We start from the raw sequence: 17110 nt of genomic DNA on the forward strand, positions 1-17110 counted from the left end.
CACCAGGGCTCAAACCGACCCTGACCCGTGGAACCGGTGACCCGCCCGTGCAGAACGAGGCGGGTCACCGAGTCAGGGGGTCAGACGGGGAACGACCCGCCCGACGTGGCGAGGTCGCGCAGCCAGGGAGTGGGCGCGAAGCGGTCCCCGTACGCCGCCGCCAGCTCGTCGGCCCGCTTGACGAACGCGGCCAGGCCGATCTCGCCCGTCTGCGGGTCCTCGTAGCCGGTCATGAACTGGGCGGCGCCGCCGGTGTTGGGCGGGAAGCCGATGCCCATGATGGAACCGATGTTGGCGGCCGCGGCGGACTCGATGACGCCCTCCTCGAAGCACTTGGCGGTCTCGAGGGCCTCGGCGAACAACATCCGGTCCTTGACGTCCTGGAACGGGATCTGCTTCTCCGCGACCGGGAAGAGGTCGGCGAGACCGGCCCACAGCGACCCACGGGCGCCCGACTCGTCGTAGTCGTAGAAGCCCGCCCCGCGCAGGCGACCGGCGCGGCCGGCCTCCAGCATCTTGTCGACGACCGCCAGACCGGGGTGGCCGTACTCCTTGCCCTCCCGCTCGGCCGCCTCCTTGGACGCCTTGGCGATCTTGGCCATCAGCTCGAGGTTGAGCTCGTCGGAGAGCTGCAGGACGGGTGCCGGGTAGCCGGCCTGGGTGGTGGCCCGCTCGATGCTCCACGGGTGCACGCCCTCGGCCAGCATCGCCATGCCCTCGTTGACCATGAACCCGATGACCCGCGAGGTGTAGAAGCCGCGACTGTCGTTGACGACGATCGGTGTCTTGCGGATCTGCTGGACGACGTCGTAGGCCTTGGCCAGCGCGACGTCCGAGGTCTCCTTGCCCTTGATGATCTCGACCAGCGGCATCTTGTCGACCGGGCTGAAGAAGTGCAGGCCGATGAAGTCGGCCGGCCGGTCGACGCCGGTGGCGAGCTCGGTGATCGGGAGCGTGCTGGTGTTGGAGCACAGCAGCGCGTCAGGGTTGACGTGCTCGGCGATCTCGGCGAACACCTGGTGCTTGAGTGAGGGGTCCTCGAAGACCGCCTCGATCACCAGGTCGCAGCCCTTGAGGTCGGCCGCGTCGGCGGTCGGGAGGATCCGGCCGAGCAGCTCGGCCTTCTTCTCCTCGGTGCTCCTGCCCCGCGAGATCGCCTTGTCGAGGATCTTCTCCGAGTAGGACTTGCCCTTCTCCGCGTTGGCGACCTCGACGTCCTTGAGGACGACCTCCATGCCGGCCTTGGCGCAGACGTAGGCGATGCCCGCCCCCATCATCCCGGCGCCGAGCACGCCGACCTTGGTGGCCTTCCACGGCTCGATGCCCTGCGGGCGTAGCGAGCCGGAGTTGATCGCCTGCAGGTCGAAGAAGAACGCCTGGATCATGTTCTTCGAGCCCTGGTTGACGATCAGGTTGGTCAGGTAGCGGGACTCGATGCGCGAGGCGGTCTCGAAGTCGACCTGGGCGCCCTCGACGGCAGCCGACAGGATCGCCTTCTGGGCCGGGTAGTCCGCGCCCTTGAGCTGCTTGCGCAGCAACGCAGGGAACGCCGGGAGGAACGCCGCCAGCGCCGGCGTCTTGGGCGTGCCGCCGGGCATCTTGTACCCCGGGGCGTCCCACGGGTTCTGGACCGCGTCGGGGTTGGCCTTGATCCACGCCTTCGCCGCCGGGACCAGCTCCTCGCGGGTCGCGACCAGCTCGTCGACCAGCTTGTTCTTCAGCGCGTCGGCGGGCCGGAAGCGGGTGCCCTGGAGCAGGACGTTCATCAGGCCGTCCTGGATGCCGAGTAGCCGGACGACCCGGGTGACGCCACCGCCGCCGGGCAGCAACCCCAGGCTCGCCTCAGGCAGGCCGACCTCGACCTTGGGGTCGTCGACCAGGATCCGGTGGTTGCAGGCCAGGGTGATCTCGTAGCCACCGCCCAGGGCGGCCCCGTTGATCGCGGCCACGACCGGCTTGGGGAAGGTCTCGAGCCGCCGCAGGCCGGCCTTGACCCGCTCGGCGAGCTCGAAGACCGACTGTGCGTCCTCGGGGCCGGCCTTGACCATCTCGTTGAGGTTCGCGCCGGCGAAGAAGGTCTTCTTGGCGCTGGTGACCACGACTCCGGTGATCGAGTCCGCCTCGTCGTACAGCCGGTCCACGGCCGCGGCCATGGAGTCGATGTAGAGCTGGTTCATGGTGTTGGCGCTGGCCGTCGGGTCGTCGAGGGTCAGCGTGACGATGCCGTCCGCGTCCTTCTCGTAGTGGACGGCGGTCTGCTGCTCAGCAGTTGTGCTCATGGTTGCGTTCCGTTCTTCGCTTGCGAGGTCTCGAGACGGTCGCTGCGCGACCTCCTCGACCAACGGGGTGGGCTCAGACGAGCTCGACGATGGTGGCGATGCCCATGCCGCCGCCGACACAGAGCGTGGCGAGGCCGCGGCGCAGGTCGCGCCGCTCGAGCTCGTCGATGAGGGTGCCGAGGATCATCGCGCCGGTCGCACCGAGCGGGTGGCCCATCGCGATGGCACCGCCGTTGACGTTGGTGATCTCGTCGGAGATGCCCATGTCGCGCATGAACCGCATCGCGACCGCGGCGAACGCCTCGTTGATCTCGAACAGGTCGATGTCGCCGACCTCGAGGCCGGCCTTGGCCAGTGCCTTGCGGGCGGCCGGTGCCGGGCCGGTGAGCATGATCGTCGGGTCCGCGCCGGACACGGCGGCGCTGATGATCCTGGCCCGCGGGGTCAGGCCGAGGTCGGTGCCGACCTGCTCGTTGCCGATCGCGACCAGGGCGGAGCCGTCGACGATCCCGGAGCTGTTGCCCGCGTGGTGGACGTGGTTGATCTTCTCGACCCAGTGGTACTTCTCGAGGGCGACGTCGTCGAAGCCGGCGTCCGCGCCGATCTGGGCGAAGCTCGGCTTGAGGCCGGCCAGGCCCTCGGGGGAGGTGTCGGGGCGGATCGTCTCGTCGTGGTCGAGGATCGTGACGCCGTTGATGTCCTTGACCGGGATGACCGAGCGGGCGTAGTAGCCGTTGGCCCACGCCTTGGCGGCCCGGTGGTGCGACTCTGCGGCGTAGGCGTCCACGTCGTCGCGGGACCAGCCCTCGATGGTGGCGATCAGGTCGGCGCCGATGCCCTGGGGCACGAAGCCCGTCTTCAGCGCGGTCGCCGGGTCGGAGGCCCAGGCGCCGCCGTCGGAGCCCATCGGCACCCGGCTCATCGACTCGACCCCGCCGGCGAGGATCAGGTCCTCGAACCCGCCGCGCACCCGGGACGCCGCCTGGTTGACGGCTTCCAGGCCGCTGGCGCAGAAGCGGTTGAGCTGCACGCCGGCCGTGGTCTCGGGCAGCCCGGCGGCGAGCGCCGCGGTCTTGGCGATGTCACCACCCTGGTCCGCCACCGGAGACACGACGCCGAGGACGACGTCGTCGATCCGGTTGGTGTCGAGGCTGGGGTTGCGGGTGCGCAGCTCGTCGATCAGTCCCACGACGAGGTCGACGGGCTTGACCTCGTGGAGGGAGCCGGCGGCCTTGCCCTTGCCCCGAGGGGTGCGGAGGTGGTCATAGACGAATGCTTCAGGCATTCGTCGATTGTGACAGCATTACTGTCATGGTCAACAGAGACCGGGATGTGGCCTCACTCACGGGGCAGTCCCCCGAGGAGGAGCTGCTCACCCTCGACGAGCTCTGCGAGCGAGTCGGGATGAGCGTGCGCAACGTGCGCTTCTACACGACCAAGGGCCTGGTCCCCCCGCCCATCCGCCGCGGGCGGTCCGGCTACTACTCGCGCGTGCACGTCGGCCGGCTCGAGCTGGTCCAGGAGCTGCAGAGCCACGGCTTCACGCTCTCGGCCATCGAGAAGTACGTCGCCGGCATCCCCGCGGACGCGACCCCGGAGGACCTGGCCCTGGCCCGGACCATGCTGGCGCCCTGGGACGTCGAGCGCCCGATCGAGATGTCGCGCAGCGAGCTGTCCGCACGAGCCGGCCGCGACCTGACCGACGAGGAGCTGCGCACGCTCGCGGCGCTCGGCGTGGTGTTCCCGCTCAAGCGCGGGCAGTACCAGGTGGCCGTCTCCCAGCTCTCCGTCGGGCTGGGGCTGCTCGAGCTCGGCTTCCCGACCGAGGCCGCGCTCGCCGCCGCCGACATGTACGCCCGCCACGGTCGAGAGGTCGCCAAGGAGCTCTACGACCTCTTCCGGACTCTGGTCTGGCCGGTCTACCGCGACCAGGGCGCCTCCCCGGAGACCGTGCGGCAGGTCGTGGAGAAGATCAAGCCACTGTCGATCGCGGCCCTGGTCTCGGCCTACGAGGCGGCGATGGACGAGACCAAGCGCGAAGGCATCGCCAAACGCACACGGTGACCGCTGCGAACGGGTACCTAGGCTCGTGACCATGACACCCCCGGCGACCCCGCCGACCGACAGCCGACCGCTCTGCGTGCTGGTGACCGGCGCGACCGGGTTCGTCGGCAGCCGACTCGTCCCCGCCCTCCTCGAGGCCGGGCACGACGTCAAGGCGATGACCCGCAACCCTGACGACTACGACGGCCCCGGGACGCCGGTCGCCGGAGACGTGTCGGATGCCGGGTCCCTCGGTGAGGCGGTCTCGGGTGTCGACGTCGCCGTCTACCTCGTGCACTCCCTGGACGACAACGACTTCGAGCAGATGGACGCCGAGGCCGCGCGCTCCTTCGCACTGGCCGCGGCGGCCGCCGGAGTGAGCCAGATCGTCTATCTCGGCGGGCTCGGCAAGGACGGCGAGGAGCTGTCCGCGCACCTGCGCTCACGGCGCGAGGTGGAGAGACTGCTGGGCGCCAGCGGCGTCCCGGTCACGGTGCTGCGCGCAGCGATCGTGGTGGGCGCCGGCGGCATCTCCTGGGAGATGACCCGGCAGCTCGTCAAGAACCTCCCGGCGATGGTGGTGCCGAAGTGGGCCGCGACCAGGACCCAACCCATCGCCCTCGACGACGTGATCCGCTACCTCGTCGGCGTGGTCGGCGTCGAGAAGACCTACGGCCAGGTCTACGAGATCGGCGGCAGCGACCGGCTCACCTACGTCGAGATGCTCCAGCAGGCCGCCGAGGTCATCAACGGCCGCCGGGTGCCGATCGTGACGGTGCCCGTGTTGACCCCGGGGCTGTCCGCGCACTGGATCCGGTTCGTCACCGACGTCGACACGACCACGGCGGCCAACCTCATCCACTCGATGAGCACCGAGGTGCTGCAGACCGACCACTCGATCCGGGACATCGTGCCGGGTGAGCCGATGTCGTACGCCGAGGCGGTGCGTCGGGCGATCGAGGACGAGCGCTAGAAGACGAGCGGCAGCACCAGGAGCATGATCAGCGACCAGGTGCAGTGCGTGAGGATCGGACCGAGGATCCCGCCGGACGCCCGGCGCTCCAGCCCGCAGACGACCCCGAGCAGCACCGCCGCGAAGGACAGCATCACGTTGCCGGTGGCGAGCGTCGCGACGGCGTAGGCGAGCGTCGTCCACAGCACCGGCGACCTGGTGATGGCCGCGTAGGCCGCACCCCGGAAGAACAGCTCCTCGGCGATCCCGTTGACGGTGGTGATCACGACCAGGATCGGCAAGGAGCCCTGGTCGGCGTAGTCGATGACCGAGACGACCTGGTCCTCGAGGGGGGCGAGCAGGTCGATGCTGCGCACCAGCAGCGCGCCGAGCACGAACACCCCGGCCAGCAGCGCGCCGATCGCGATCGGCGTCAGGATCGGACGGGTGTGCCGGTCGCGGAAGACGATCCGGCCCAGGTGGAGGCGGCCGGAGGCCAGGGCCCCGACGGCCCACACCGCCGCCAGGCCGACCGTCCAGGCGTAGAACCAGCGGTTGCCCGGCTCGACGCGCAACGAGAGGCCGAGCACCAGCGCCCCCAGCAGGACGAACGCGATGGTGACGGCCTGCCGGCGACGCAGCCGGCCGGGCGTGTCCCGCTGGTCACGCGGGACGACGTCCCACAGTGCCCGGCGGACCCACACCTGCAGCTGGCTCATCAGCTCGATGCTACGAAGCGCCGGCAGGGCTCAGCGGCGGCCGCTGCTGAACGATGACGCGGTGTGGCTCCGGCCGGCCGAGGACTGACCGCCCTGGCCGCCCTGGCCGCCCTGGCCACCGCGGCGGCGGGAGCGGTTGCCGGCACCCGATGGCTTCTGCCCGGTCGCCGGCTTCTGGCCTCCCGAGCGCGGCTGGCCGCCGGAGCGACCGCGGCCACCGGAGCGACCGCGGTTGCCGCCGGCCCCGCCCGAGCGGGGACCGGAGTCGTCGGCGGGGACGCCGAGGCCTCCGGCCACCAGGACACGCTCGCCCGGGGCGAGGGTCGTGAGCATCGGGTGTCGCGGCCCGTCGATGCGGGTGATCGTCGGCTTGATCCCCGCCGCCTTGGTCAGCGCCCGGACATCGCCGGTCTGCTCCTGGGTCATCAAGGTGATGACGGTGCCGGCCGCGCCGGCGCGGGCGGTCCGACCCGAGCGGTGCAGGTAGGCCTTGTGCTCCGAGGGCGGGTCCGCGTGCACGACGAGGGCCACGTCGTCAACGTGGATGCCGCGGGCCGCGATGTCGGTCGCCACCAGCGTGCTCGCCCTGCCGGAGTGGAAGGCGTCCATGTTGCGGGTGCGGGCGCCCTGGCTGAGGTTGCCGTGCAGCTCGACGGCGGTGACGCCGCTGCGGTTGAGCTGGCGGGCCAGCGCCTTGGCGCCGTGCTTGGTGCGGGTGAACACCACGGTCCGGCCCGGGGCGCTGGTCAGGTCGACCAACACCGGGACCCGGTGCTCACGCGCGACGTGCAGGACGTGGTGGTCCATCGCGGCGATCGGCGACTGCACCGAGTCGGCCTCGTGGGTCACCGGCTGCTGGAGGAACTGCTTGACCAGGACGTTGACACCCCGGTCGAGGGTCGCCGAGAACAACAGCCGCTGGCCCTGCTGGGGGGTGGCCGCCAGCAGGCGGCGTACGGCGGGCAGGAAGCCGAGGTCGGCCATGTGGTCGGCCTCGTCGAGCACGGTGACCTCGACGGCGCCGAGGTCGCAGTGGCCCTGCTTGATGAGGTCCTCGAGCCGGCCGGGGCAGGCGAGCACGATGTCGACACCCCGGCGCAGGCCCTGGACCTGGGGGTGCTGGCCGACGCCGCCGAAGATCGTGCGGGTGGTGAGGCCCTTGGCGGCGGCGAGCGGCGCGAGCGCCTGCTCGATCTGGCCGACGAGCTCACGGGTGGGGGCGAGGATCAGCGCACGCGGGCGGCCGGCTCGGCGCTGGCGTCCGGAGTCGGCCAGCCGCGTGACCAGCGGCAGCAGGAACGCGTAGGTCTTGCCGGAGCCGGTGCGGCCCCGGCCGAGGACGTCACGACCCGCGAAGGAGTCGGGGAGCGTCGCGGACTGGATGGGGGTGGGGACCGTGATGTCGCGGGCGGCGAGCACCGCGGCCAGGTCGGAGGGCACGCCGAGGGCGGCGAAGGTGGGGGTAGGGGCAGGCAGGGCAGAAGAAGACAAGGGAGTCACTAACTCGTGGTGGTGTGTCTCACCAGATGGGTGCCGGCCCGTGATGGGCGGCAGGCAGGTCCGAGGCAAGACTGAACGGACCGCGCTCTCATACTAGGGGCGCGGTCCGTCGGAGCCCTCATCCTGACGAGGGGTGGAGCGTGTTGACTGCTACTTCTTGAAGGCGTCCTTGACGTCGCCGATGGCGTCCTTGGCCTTCTCGCCGGCCTTCTTGACCGACGCCTCGGCCTGGTCGGCGCGGCCCTCGGACTTCAGCTCGTCATCTCCCGTGAGGGAGCCTGCGGCCTCCTTGGCCCTGCCCTTGATGTCAGTGCCCTGGTTCTCTGCCTTGTCGTCGAATCCCATGCCCGACCGGTTGCCGAACGGCCCTCCGCGCAAACGGGTCAGTCGCGCGCGAAGAGCTCGACGAACCGGGCCAGGATCCGCGGCGGCTCGGTGACGTGTGCCTCGCGCGACCCCGCGATGATGTCCTCGGCCTCGTGCGGCTCGAAGTAGCCGAAGTGCCGGTAGACCTCGATGCGGGTCAGGATCCCGGGCACGTCCAGCTCGGGGTGGAACTGGGTCGCGTAGACGTTGGCGCCGATCCGGAACGCCTGGACCGGGCAGGTCGCCGAGGACGCGAGCAGCACCCCGCCGTGCGGCAGCCGGGACACGGCCTCCTTGTGGCCGAGCAGGGCGGTGAAGCGGTCGCTCAGCCCGCCCAGCAGCTGGTCCTGGCGACCCGCGTCGGTCAGGGTGATCTCCATGGGCCCGATCGGCTCGCTGTAGGTGCGGTCGACGACGCCGCCGGGGAGGGTGCCCAGGGTGCCGACGCCGTAGCAGGCGCCGAGGAACGGGAAGTCCGCCCCCACCACCTGCAGCGCGAGCTCCCGCAGCCGGGCCTCGCCGCGGACCTGCTCGGACAGCTTCTCGTCCTCGGGGTCGCTCACGTTCCACGGCCCGCCGCCCACGATGATGCCGGACCAGTCGTCGAGGTCGAGCGGCCCGAGGACGTCCCGCTCGATCCGGACCCGGCGTACGTCGCGCTCGTCGAGACCGGCGCAGCGCAGCACCGCGGCGTACTCGTCGTCGGCGGCGGCGTCCTGGGCGCGGATGCCGAGGAACAGGAAGGGCTTCATGTCTCCTCGCGCGAGTCAGGCCTGGACGGCGACGCCGCGCTCGATCAGTCCGTCGACGTCCGCGACGCCCCAGGCGGTCAGGGCCTCCCGGGTGTGCTGGCCGGCGGTCGCGGAGGGCGGCAGGCCCAGGCTCGCCGGCGTGCGGGAGAAGCGCGGCGCCGGCTGGGGCTGGACGATCCCCTCGTGCTCGATGAAGGTCTCGCGGGCCACCAGGTGGGGGTGGTGGACCGCCTCGCTGATCGGCACGATCCCCGCCACACACGCGTCGGTGCCCTCGAAGTGCGCGATCCACTCCGCCTGGGTGCGCTGCTTGAACGTCTCGGTGAAGACCGCGCGCATCTCGTCGTAGCGGTCCAGGTCGCCCTGCCCGGGGCAGGTCTCCTTGACTCCCAGCAGGGTGACCAGCGCGTCGAAGAACTGCGGCTCGAGCGCCGCGACCGACATGTGCTTGCCGTCGGCGGTCTCGTAGATGTCGTAGAACGGCACCCCGCCGTCGAGCAGATTGGCCCCGCGCTCCTCCTTGAACCCACCGCCGGCCGCGAACGCCGAGGTCATCGCGTTGAGGTGGGCGGTGCCGTCCACGATCGCGGCGTCCACGACCTGGCCCTGGCCGCTCGTCCTCGCCTCGAGCAGCGCGGCCAGGATGCCGATCACCAGATAGGTCGACCCGCCGCCGAAGTCGCCGACGAGGTTGGCGGGGAACTGCGGCCGGTCCGGCGTCTGGCCCATCATGTGCAGCGCCCCGGTGATGGCGATGTAGTTCATGTCGTGCCCGGCCGCCTGGGCGAGCGGACCGTGCTGGCCCCAGCCAGTCATCCGGCCGTAGACGACCCTCGGGTTGACGTTCATGCAGTCCTCGGGGCCGAGGCCGAGCCGCTCTGTGACACCGGGACGCATGCCCTCGACCACCACGTCGGCGTGGCGGACCAGCTCGAGGACGGTCGCGGTCGCCTCCGGGTTCTTGAGGTCGAGTGCCACGCTCGGCCGGCCACGGTTGAGCAGCATGTTGGCCCCGCCCGCCAGCAGCTGGCCGCCCGGCCGCTCGACGCGGATCACGTCGGCACCCAGGTCGGCCAGGATCATGCAGGCGTGCGGGCTCGGCCCGATGCCGGCGATCTCCACGACCTTCACGCCCCTGAGTGGGCCCGTCCCGTGCCCCAGCTCGATCACCATGGGCGGCAGCATGTCAGAGCCACCGAGCCTGTCGCGGGCCGGAACCCGCCGCCGAAAAGAAGCGTACGAACGCTTCTTTTCTGGTGGGGTTGAATGCCGTCTCGTGATCCGCGACCTGACCGACGACGAGGCTCGAGCCGCGATCCCGCTCAAGTGGGGCATGACCGAGCCCGGCGTGATCCCGGCGTGGGTCGCCGAGATGGACTACGCGGTCGCCGAGCCGGTGGTGGCCGCGGTCAGGGAGGCCGTGGACCGCGGCCAGCTCGGCTACCCGCGGTTCGAGCTGGGTGGCGGCGAGCTCGGCGAGGCGTACGCCGGCTTCGCGGGCCGGCACTTCGGGCAGGACGTCGACCCGGGCCAGGTGCTGGCGACCGTCGACGTGACGGCCGGGGTCCGGCTGGCCCTGGACGTGCTCGGCGCCGACCTGGCCCCGATGGTGCTGCCACTCCCGGCGTACGCCCCGCAGCTCGGCCTGGCCGAGGTCACCGGTCGCCCGCAGTGGGACCTCCCGGTGACCCCGGACGGCGACGCCTACGTGCTCGACCTCGACCACCTCGACCGGCTGTTCGCCGAGGGCGCCCGGACACTGCTGCTCACCAACCCCCACAACCCGTGCAGCCACGTGCACACCCGCGCCGAGCTCGAGGGCATCCGCGACCTCGCGGTGAAGCACGGCGCCCGGGTGATCAGCGACGAGATCCACGCACCGCTGGTCCTGCCGGGCGCCGAGCACATCCCCTACCTGAGCCTCGAGGGCACCGCCGACCACGCCGTCGCGGTCCTCGCCGCCTCCAAGGCCTTCAACATCGCCGGCCTCAAGTGCGCCCAGATCGTCACCTCCGACCGGGCGACCTTCGACCGGCTGACGGGCGTGCCGATGGCGCGAAACGACTCGTGGTCACCGCTCGGCGTGGTCGCCGCGGTCGCGGCCTACACCCAGGGCGACGAGTGGCTGGCCGCGCTGGTCCAGAGGCTGACCGAGCTCCGCGCGCTGCTCGCCGACCTGCTCGCCGAGCACCTGCCGCAGGCCCGGATACGGCCGCTCGAGGCGACCTACCTTGCCTGGCTCGACCTGCGCGCCTACGGGCACGACGACCCGGCTGCGGTGGCGGCCAAGGGCGGCGTCCGGCTCGCCGCCGGCCACGACTACGAGCCCGGCCTGACCGGGCACGTGCGACTCAACATCGCCACCTCGCCCGAACGGCTCACCGAGATCGTCAGGCGGATGGGCTCTTCACTCGCCGGTGCAGCCTGACGGCTTCGGCTTCGGCTACGGCTACGGCTACGGCTGCGGCTTCGGCAACCGCTTGAACCGGTAGCGCGCCGGGGTCGGGTCGACGTTGCCGGCCGCGTCCACCGCCCGCACCCGCAGCACGTGCTTGCCGAGCTTGACCTTCCACCGCAACGGCGAGGTACAGGGCTTGTAGGCCTTCGCGTCCTTCTTGCACTGGAAGGTCACACCGGCCTCGTCCGAGGTGAACTTGAACTTCACCTTCCGGGTGGTGACCCGCTTCGCCGGTGTCTTTGTGAAGGTCGTCTGCGGAGCGGTGGAGTCGAGCGGTGCTGGGGGACGCTGGTACTCGAAGGCACCCATGTCGCGCCGGGCCGTGCCGTCGCCGTCGCCGTCGGTGACACGGGCATTGCTGTCGAGGTCGACGGCCGGACCCGCGGCGGCGGGGTCGCCCATGTCGATGACCGGCGAAGTGGACTGGAGCCGGAGGTTGCCCCCAGCCGCCTCGACGAAGAGCGGGTCGACGTTGAGCCGCCCGGGACCCACGTTGACGCCTCCGGCGCCACCGCTGCCGATGTCGGCGGTGTCGCTCTGGAAGTTGGCGTAGGAAGCGTTGACGGTGGCGGTGCTGGCTCCCAGAGGCGAGCCGTTGTTGGCGGCGGAAGCCACGAGCGAGGTGGCGAACCCGCGGACGATGGAGTTGCTGAGGTTGACCGTCGAGCTCTGCTGCACCGTCGGGGTGTTCGCGGCCGCCAGCACCCCGACCGAGCCGGTGGCGTTGTTGCCGATCACGGTGACGTGTTCAGCGTTGACCGTCTTGGGGGTCACACCGGGGTTGTAGTTGGCTGCCTCGATGCCGATGGCGTTGTCGCCACCGACCATGCGGATCACCGAGTCGTCGAGGTCGACGGTGCCACCGTCGGTGACGATGCCGGAGTAGAAGGCCACGATCGACATCCGCGACAGCACGTCGGTCAGGCCGGAGGTGGACTGGATGACGCCGTAGCTCGCCGTGATCGAGGCGCCGGTGACCTGGCCGCCGCCATCGATGTAGATGCCGGTGTTGGAGGGATTCGCGGTGGGGTCGAGCGTGACGGTGACGTCGCTGGCGGTCGAGGCGGTGATCTCAAAGGCGTCGACGTTGGTGACGCCCGGCCCGGTGACCGTCACGCGCTCGGCCGTGGCCGAGTTGTAGAGGTCGACGCCTGCGTCGTTGTCGGACTGGGCGGCGTTCATGACGACGGTCAGATCCCGCACCGTGGCGCCTTGCGCGGCGATGTAGCTCTGGGACGACGCCGACGGGGGTAGCGAGACGGTCGTGCTGGCCTCGCCGGAGCCCTGCAGCGTCAGCGGCTCGACCGAGGCGTTGAGCTGGTAGGGCCCGTCGGAGTAGGTGCCCGGACCGACCGCGATGAGGTCGGGGAGGCCGTTGCTGTTGGCGAGGCTGATGGCGGCCGGGATGGTGGCCGCGTTGGCGTTGCAGGTGACGCCGGTCGGGCTGCCGACGCAGATGACGTTGTCGACGGCGTACGCCGGCGTCGCGGAGACCAACGGCACGAGCAGGGGCGCGAGCAGGGCTGTGGGCAGCAGGGCGAGTCGGCGCACGACGCGCAATGTAGTTGCATCTTCACCCTTTCGGGTGACGAACGCGCCGCCGGTACGGACCAGTGTCTCAGAGCCCCATGAGCCGTCCGGGCCGGAACCCCGGCCAGGTCCGGGCCGCCCGCGCCACGAGGTCGTCGAGGTCGGCGTCCCACGTGTGGCCGCGGGCGGTGCGGCGGAGCACGTAGCCGAGCCCGTGGGTGCGGTAGACGGTGCCGCCGGCGTCGCGCACCGCGGAGGTCAGTGCCTTGTCGACGTGGCGCGGCACAGAGGCGAAGCCGCCGAGCTCGAGCAGGTGGGCTCGGTCGACCAGCATCGTGCCGCCGGCGACGAAGCCCTTGTAGACCTCGCCGGGGTGGCCGAGGCGCAGGGTCAGGTCGCGGTCCTCGAGGTAGTAGAGGTCGTCGGGGGCGCCGACCAGGTCGGCGCCGCTGTAGGCCCGGGCCCGCAGCAGGTCGGCCACGAAGTCGGGCGCGTACCAGTCGTCGTCGTCCATCTTGAGGACGAGCTTGCCCTCGGCGGCCGCGACAGCGGCGTTGAGGACGTCGCCGAACACCGTGTCGGCGGGCACGGGCACGACCTTGACGGGCACGACCTCGACGCCGGCCGGAGCTGCGTCGAACCCGTGCGGCGCCAGCACCAGCTCGAGGTCGGGAACGCCGCGCTGACGGGCGACCTGGGCCAGCGCGTGCTCGACCATGTCGGGCCGGCGGGTCGCCATGACCACGGACACCGACGGCTTCGGGATCGCGCCGTAGGTGTCGAGCGCGGCCCGGCGGACCACGATGCTGTGCTCCTCGAGCGTCAGGCCGGCTGCCGGGTCGTACGCCAACGGCACCCCCTGCATCGACAGCCGGGCGACCTGGCCGGGGTCGAGATCGGCCGCGTCGGGGACGGGCGAGTCGTCCAACACCAGGCCCACCGGGTTGTGGACGCGTACGTCGATGCCGGTGGTGCCCAGTCCGGGCGGCGGCAGGGTGGCCGGCCACACCGCCGCGCGGCCGAGCTCGACGACGAGGTCGTGCACCGCCACCCGGGAGTCGAACAGGTGTGTCTCGGTCGACCCGGTCAGGCGCACCACGACCTCGAGGGCGCGGACGCCCGGGGCGACGGTCAGCGCCCGGAGCCCGGCGACGTCGTCCGCGACGACCTCGACGACGTCGTACTTGCCGCGCTCGCCCGGATGGTCCGCGTCGATCCGCAGGGTCGCCACGGCTAGGCCTCGACGATGTCGGGCCGCTTCACCAGCGGCCGCGGTGCGGTCGCCATCCAGGTCCGGGTGACGTAGTCGATGACGTGCATCCCCGCGGGCGCCTCGACCCGCCTCAGACCCTCGACCGATTCGCCACGGCCCTCCGACAGCGCCCGGAACACCTCGATCTCGCGGGCCTTGCGCGGCGTACGCACGGCGTCGAAGTCGGTGCTGCTCCAGTGGGCGAACTCGTCCTGGTCGAGCCACTTGAGCTCCACGCACATGCCCTCGGGCGCCACGATCCGCTCGGAGGTGGCGGGGAACTCGCGCACCTCCCACTCGAAGGCCTTGACGAAGGTGAACTCCGGCCCCATCGGGTAGACCCACGGCTCCAGGAACCGGAAGCCCAGGTCGAGCCAAGCGACCGACTCGCTCTCCACGGTCATCGGGTGCCGCGGGATGGCGACCACCGCGCCGGAGTCGCGCAGCTGCCACGACAGGTCGCGCAACAGCTCGACGCCCTCGCGGGTGAGCACCATGTCGCCGTCCCACTTCATGGAGTAGGCCGTGCGGACGTGGGCGAAGGACCAGTTGTAGAAGTAGGTCAGCGAGTGCACCGAGTCCGGCGGCGTGTGCAGGTGCTCCTCGCCCGCGCGGGAGACCGCGAACGGGTAGGACGTCGAGGTGAACCGGTCGGTCGCGCCGATCCGCTCGACGACCTCGCGGGCCACGTCGGGTGTCCCGTCGTCGGAGCCGTTGTCGACCAGCACCACGTGCTGCACGGCCTCGAACATCGGCGGCAGCACCCAGGGCAGGTTGCGGGCCTCGTTCTTGACCCGGAACACACAGGTCAGGCCCGGGCGGAGCGGCCCGTCGGTCCACGGCCAGGTGATGTCGTACGCCGCGTCGCCCTCGCGGTTGCGCAGGCCGCTCATCGACCGAGCAGGCGCTTGAGGCCCTTGGGCTGGTCCGCCGCGGTGGCGGTCACGGCCCCCTCGCGCCGCGCCGCGTCGGCCGTCGAGGCGGCGATGCCCTCGGCCTCGTCGTAGAGCTCGACGTAGGCGTCGCGCAGCTGGTCGAGCGTGGCGTGCCGGTCGGCCGTGTCTCCGCCGGGGTCGGCGAGGCCGGACAGCGCCTGCCAGCTCTCCTCGGCGATCTCCTGGAGCCGCGGCGGGACGGCGACGTCGGCCCAGGTGTGGCGGGTGCGGTGCAGGTCCGGGTCGACGAACTGGTGGACCTTGCGCATGCTGTTGGCCGAGGCCTCGGTGACCGCGCGCAGGCCGAACTCGGTGCCGACCCGGAACAGCGGCACCGTCCAGTCGGCCAGCAGGTCGTCGTAGCGGACGAAGGCCCGCAGCGAGCCGCGGGTCCCGCGCTCGGTGTGCAGCATCATGTTGACCCAGGCCGCGGTCCGCGCCGACGGCCGGTCGCGGGTGCCGACGACCTCGGTGACGTGGCGCAGCGTGGTCAGGTACGCCGGCGTCGCGTCGCAGCGCAGCGCCGCGGCCTTCCAGAGGCCGAGGAACCACGCCATCCGCGGGTCCTTGAGCAGCAGCTCCGGCTCGTCCTCCTGGTCGGGCAGCGGCGCGAACTGCCGGCCCAGCCAGTCGGTGACCCGCGTGCGCGGAATGCCGTTGGCGTTGATCTTGCCGGTCTCGAACCAGGCCGAGGGACGGGCGTCGGTGATGCCGACGTTGGCCCGCTCGAGCAGCTCGGTGTGCAGGTCGACGACCCACTGGGACTCCCCCGAGCCGCGCGGCCCGGTCTCGGCCGCGGGCACCTCCGGCGGCGGGACGTGCATGCCCAGTGCCTGCAGCCCCCCGGCCAGCGCGCTGGTCCCGCTGCGGCCGGGGCCGACGACGAGGACGACGCGACGGCTGGACACGGCTTGCAGCCTAGACGGGACCTCAGGCCCGCCAGGGCTCACTCCGCTCGCTTGTGCTCCGCGATCAGGTCGGCGTACCAGTCGAAGGACCGCTTGGGCGTCCGCTCCTGGGTCTCGTAGTCGACGTGGACCAGGCCGAACCGCTGGGTGTAGCCCTCGGCCCACTCGAAGTTGTCCATGAACGACCAGTAGTAGTAGCCGCGGACGTCGACGCCGCGCTGGATGGCGGTTGCGACCGCGCCGAGGTGAGCCTCGAGGTAGTCGATCCGCTTCTGGTCGTCGACCACGCCGTTCTCGTCCGGCTCCACGTTGTAGGAGCACCCGGACTCGGTGATCATGATCGGCGGCAGCGCGGCCCGGAACCGGGCCCGCAGCATGATCAGCCACTCCCGCAGGGCGTCCGGCACGATCGGCCAGCCGAAGTCGGTCTTCTCGTAGCCGAGGACCTCGCGGAACTCGAACGGCATCTCCGAGTCCTCCTCGGTCGCCGCGATCCGCATCGGGTTGTAGTAGTTGACGCCGTAGAAGTCGAGCGGCTGGCGGATGGTCGGCATGTCGCCGTCCTTCACCACGTCCTCGACCAGCGGGAAGATGTCGACCGGGTAGCGGCCGGTCAGCATCGGCTCGATGAACATGCCGTTCCACATGGCGTCGAACAGCTTGGAGGCCCCGACGTCGGCCTCGTCGTCGCTGGCCGGCCAGATCGGTGCGTGGTTGTTGGCGCAGCCGATGCTCGGCACCTTGCCGCGCACCGACTCACGCAGCGCGATCGCCGCGCGGCCGTGGGCCAGCAGCAGGTGGTGGGCCACCGGCATCGCCTCGAACATCAGCGCGTGCCCCGGCGCGTGCATGCCGATGGCGTAGCCGAGGATCGTGACGACGTTGGGCTCGTTGATCGGGATCCAGTGCTCGACCCGGTCGCCGTAGCGGTCACCGACGATGGCGGCGTAGTCGGCGAACGCCTCGACCGTCCCGCGGTTGAGCCAGCCGCCGTCGTCCTCGAGGGCCTGCGGCAGGTCCCAGTGGTAGAGCGTGGCCATCGGCTGGATGTCTGCCGCGAGCAGCTCGTCGATGAGCCGGTCGTAGAACGCCAGGCCCTTGGGGTTGGGTCGTCCCTTGCCGCTGGCCTGGATCCGCGGCCAGGAGATGGAGAACCGATAGCCGTTGGCGCCGAGCCGCTTCATCAGAGCGACGTCCTCGCGGTAGCGGTGGTAGTGGTCGCACGCGTGCACCCCGGACGAGCCGTCGATGACGGTCCCCGGCTTGGCGGTGAAGGTGTCCCAGATGCTCGGGCCCTTGCCGTCGCTGCTCGCCCCGCCCTCGATCTGGTACGCCGCAGTGCTGGTGCCGAACCGGAAGCCGGGCGGGAACGAGAGCGTGCGCGACGAGGCGCCCGAAGCCTGTGTTTTCCCCACC

At 71.2% G+C, this 17110-nt stretch carries 15 protein-coding genes; 3 read left to right on the plus strand and 12 right to left on the minus strand.

Translation table 11 applies throughout. The features are described 5' to 3' along the window. Nucleotides 1–80: 80 nt before the first annotated feature. Together ACYVC6_RS01285 and ACYVC6_RS01290 are read right to left on the minus strand one after the other, a co-directional pair. Complete coding sequence (locus tag ACYVC6_RS01285; RefSeq protein ID WP_460710151.1) at nucleotides 81–2279, minus strand: 3-hydroxyacyl-CoA dehydrogenase NAD-binding domain-containing protein; 2199 nt, start codon at nucleotides 2277–2279, stop codon at nucleotides 81–83. Between the two features lie 73 nt (nucleotides 2280–2352). Then, entirely contained in the window at nucleotides 2353–3564 is a 1212-nt protein-coding gene (locus tag ACYVC6_RS01290) for an acetyl-CoA C-acetyltransferase (protein ID WP_460710153.1), read from the minus strand. A 26-nt stretch (nucleotides 3565–3590) separates the two neighbouring features. Here ACYVC6_RS01290 and ACYVC6_RS01295 point away from each other — a divergent pair, with 26 nt between their 5' ends. Continuing rightward, complete coding sequence (locus ACYVC6_RS01295) at nucleotides 3591–4343, plus strand: MerR family transcriptional regulator (RefSeq protein ID WP_460710155.1); 753 nt, start codon at nucleotides 3591–3593, stop codon at nucleotides 4341–4343. A 31-nt stretch (nucleotides 4344–4374) separates the two neighbouring features. Beyond that, the gene (locus ACYVC6_RS01300; protein ID WP_460710158.1) at nucleotides 4375–5295 is read left to right on the plus strand and encodes an NAD(P)H-binding protein; all 921 of its coding nucleotides are present in this window, start codon (nucleotides 4375–4377) and stop codon (nucleotides 5293–5295) included. On the opposite strand, the gene ACYVC6_RS01305 is transcribed toward ACYVC6_RS01300, so the two are convergent. The 5 genes from ACYVC6_RS01305 to ACYVC6_RS01325 form a co-directional block, all read right to left on the minus strand. Continuing rightward, entirely contained in the window at nucleotides 5292–5993 is a 702-nt protein-coding gene (locus ACYVC6_RS01305) for a lysostaphin resistance A-like protein (protein WP_460710159.1), read from the minus strand. The two genes, ACYVC6_RS01300 and ACYVC6_RS01305, sit on opposite strands and share 4 nt — an antisense overlap. 30 nt (nucleotides 5994–6023) lie before the next feature. Then, nucleotides 6024–7433 (minus strand): DEAD/DEAH box helicase, encoded by a 1410-nt coding sequence (locus ACYVC6_RS01310; RefSeq protein WP_460710161.1) that lies wholly within the window; start codon nucleotides 7431–7433, stop codon nucleotides 6024–6026. Between the two features lie 210 nt (nucleotides 7434–7643). Beyond that, a complete protein-coding gene (locus tag ACYVC6_RS01315) occupies nucleotides 7644–7838 on the minus strand; it encodes a CsbD family protein (RefSeq protein WP_460710163.1) in 195 nt (64 codons plus the stop codon). Nucleotides 7839–7876: 38 nt separating this feature from the next. Further along, complete coding sequence (locus ACYVC6_RS01320; protein ID WP_460710165.1) at nucleotides 7877–8611, minus strand: glutamine amidotransferase; 735 nt, start codon at nucleotides 8609–8611, stop codon at nucleotides 7877–7879. Between the two features lie 15 nt (nucleotides 8612–8626). After that, the gene (locus ACYVC6_RS01325) at nucleotides 8627–9784 is read right to left on the minus strand and encodes a CaiB/BaiF CoA transferase family protein (protein WP_460710167.1); all 1158 of its coding nucleotides are present in this window, start codon (nucleotides 9782–9784) and stop codon (nucleotides 8627–8629) included. 103 nt (nucleotides 9785–9887) lie between these two features. On the opposite strand from ACYVC6_RS01325, the gene ACYVC6_RS01330 reads away from it, so the two are divergent. After that, on the plus strand, nucleotides 9888–11039 hold the full coding sequence (locus ACYVC6_RS01330) for a MalY/PatB family protein (RefSeq protein ID WP_460710169.1): 1152 nt from the start codon (nucleotides 9888–9890) through the stop codon (nucleotides 11037–11039). A gap of 27 nt (nucleotides 11040–11066) precedes the next feature. Here ACYVC6_RS01330 and ACYVC6_RS01335 read toward each other — a convergent pair whose 3' ends face one another. The 5 genes from ACYVC6_RS01335 to ACYVC6_RS01355 form a co-directional block, all read right to left on the minus strand. Beyond that, nucleotides 11067–12620: a choice-of-anchor Q domain-containing protein gene (locus ACYVC6_RS01335; RefSeq protein ID WP_460710171.1), complete on the minus strand. Its 1554-nt coding sequence runs from the start codon at nucleotides 12618–12620 to the stop codon at nucleotides 11067–11069. Nucleotides 12621–12687: 67 nt separating this feature from the next. Continuing rightward, nucleotides 12688–13830, minus strand: coding sequence for a glycosyltransferase family 2 protein (locus ACYVC6_RS01340; RefSeq protein WP_460710174.1), 1143 nt, complete (start codon nucleotides 13828–13830; stop codon nucleotides 12688–12690). Nucleotides 13831–13832: 2 nt separating this feature from the next. Next, nucleotides 13833–14744: a hypothetical protein gene (locus tag ACYVC6_RS01345; RefSeq protein WP_460710176.1), complete on the minus strand. Its 912-nt coding sequence runs from the start codon at nucleotides 14742–14744 to the stop codon at nucleotides 13833–13835. Then, nucleotides 14741–15694, minus strand: coding sequence for a sulfotransferase family protein (locus tag ACYVC6_RS01350; RefSeq protein ID WP_460710179.1), 954 nt, complete (start codon nucleotides 15692–15694; stop codon nucleotides 14741–14743). Before ACYVC6_RS01350 ends, ACYVC6_RS01345 begins: the two co-directional genes overlap by 4 nt. Before the next feature lie 38 nt (nucleotides 15695–15732). Beyond that, entirely contained in the window at nucleotides 15733–17109 is a 1377-nt protein-coding gene (locus tag ACYVC6_RS01355; protein ID WP_460710181.1) for a GH1 family beta-glucosidase, read from the minus strand. Between the last annotated feature and the right edge of the window lies 1 nt (nucleotide 17110).

It is taken from the genome of Nocardioides dilutus, from assembly GCF_054779555.1.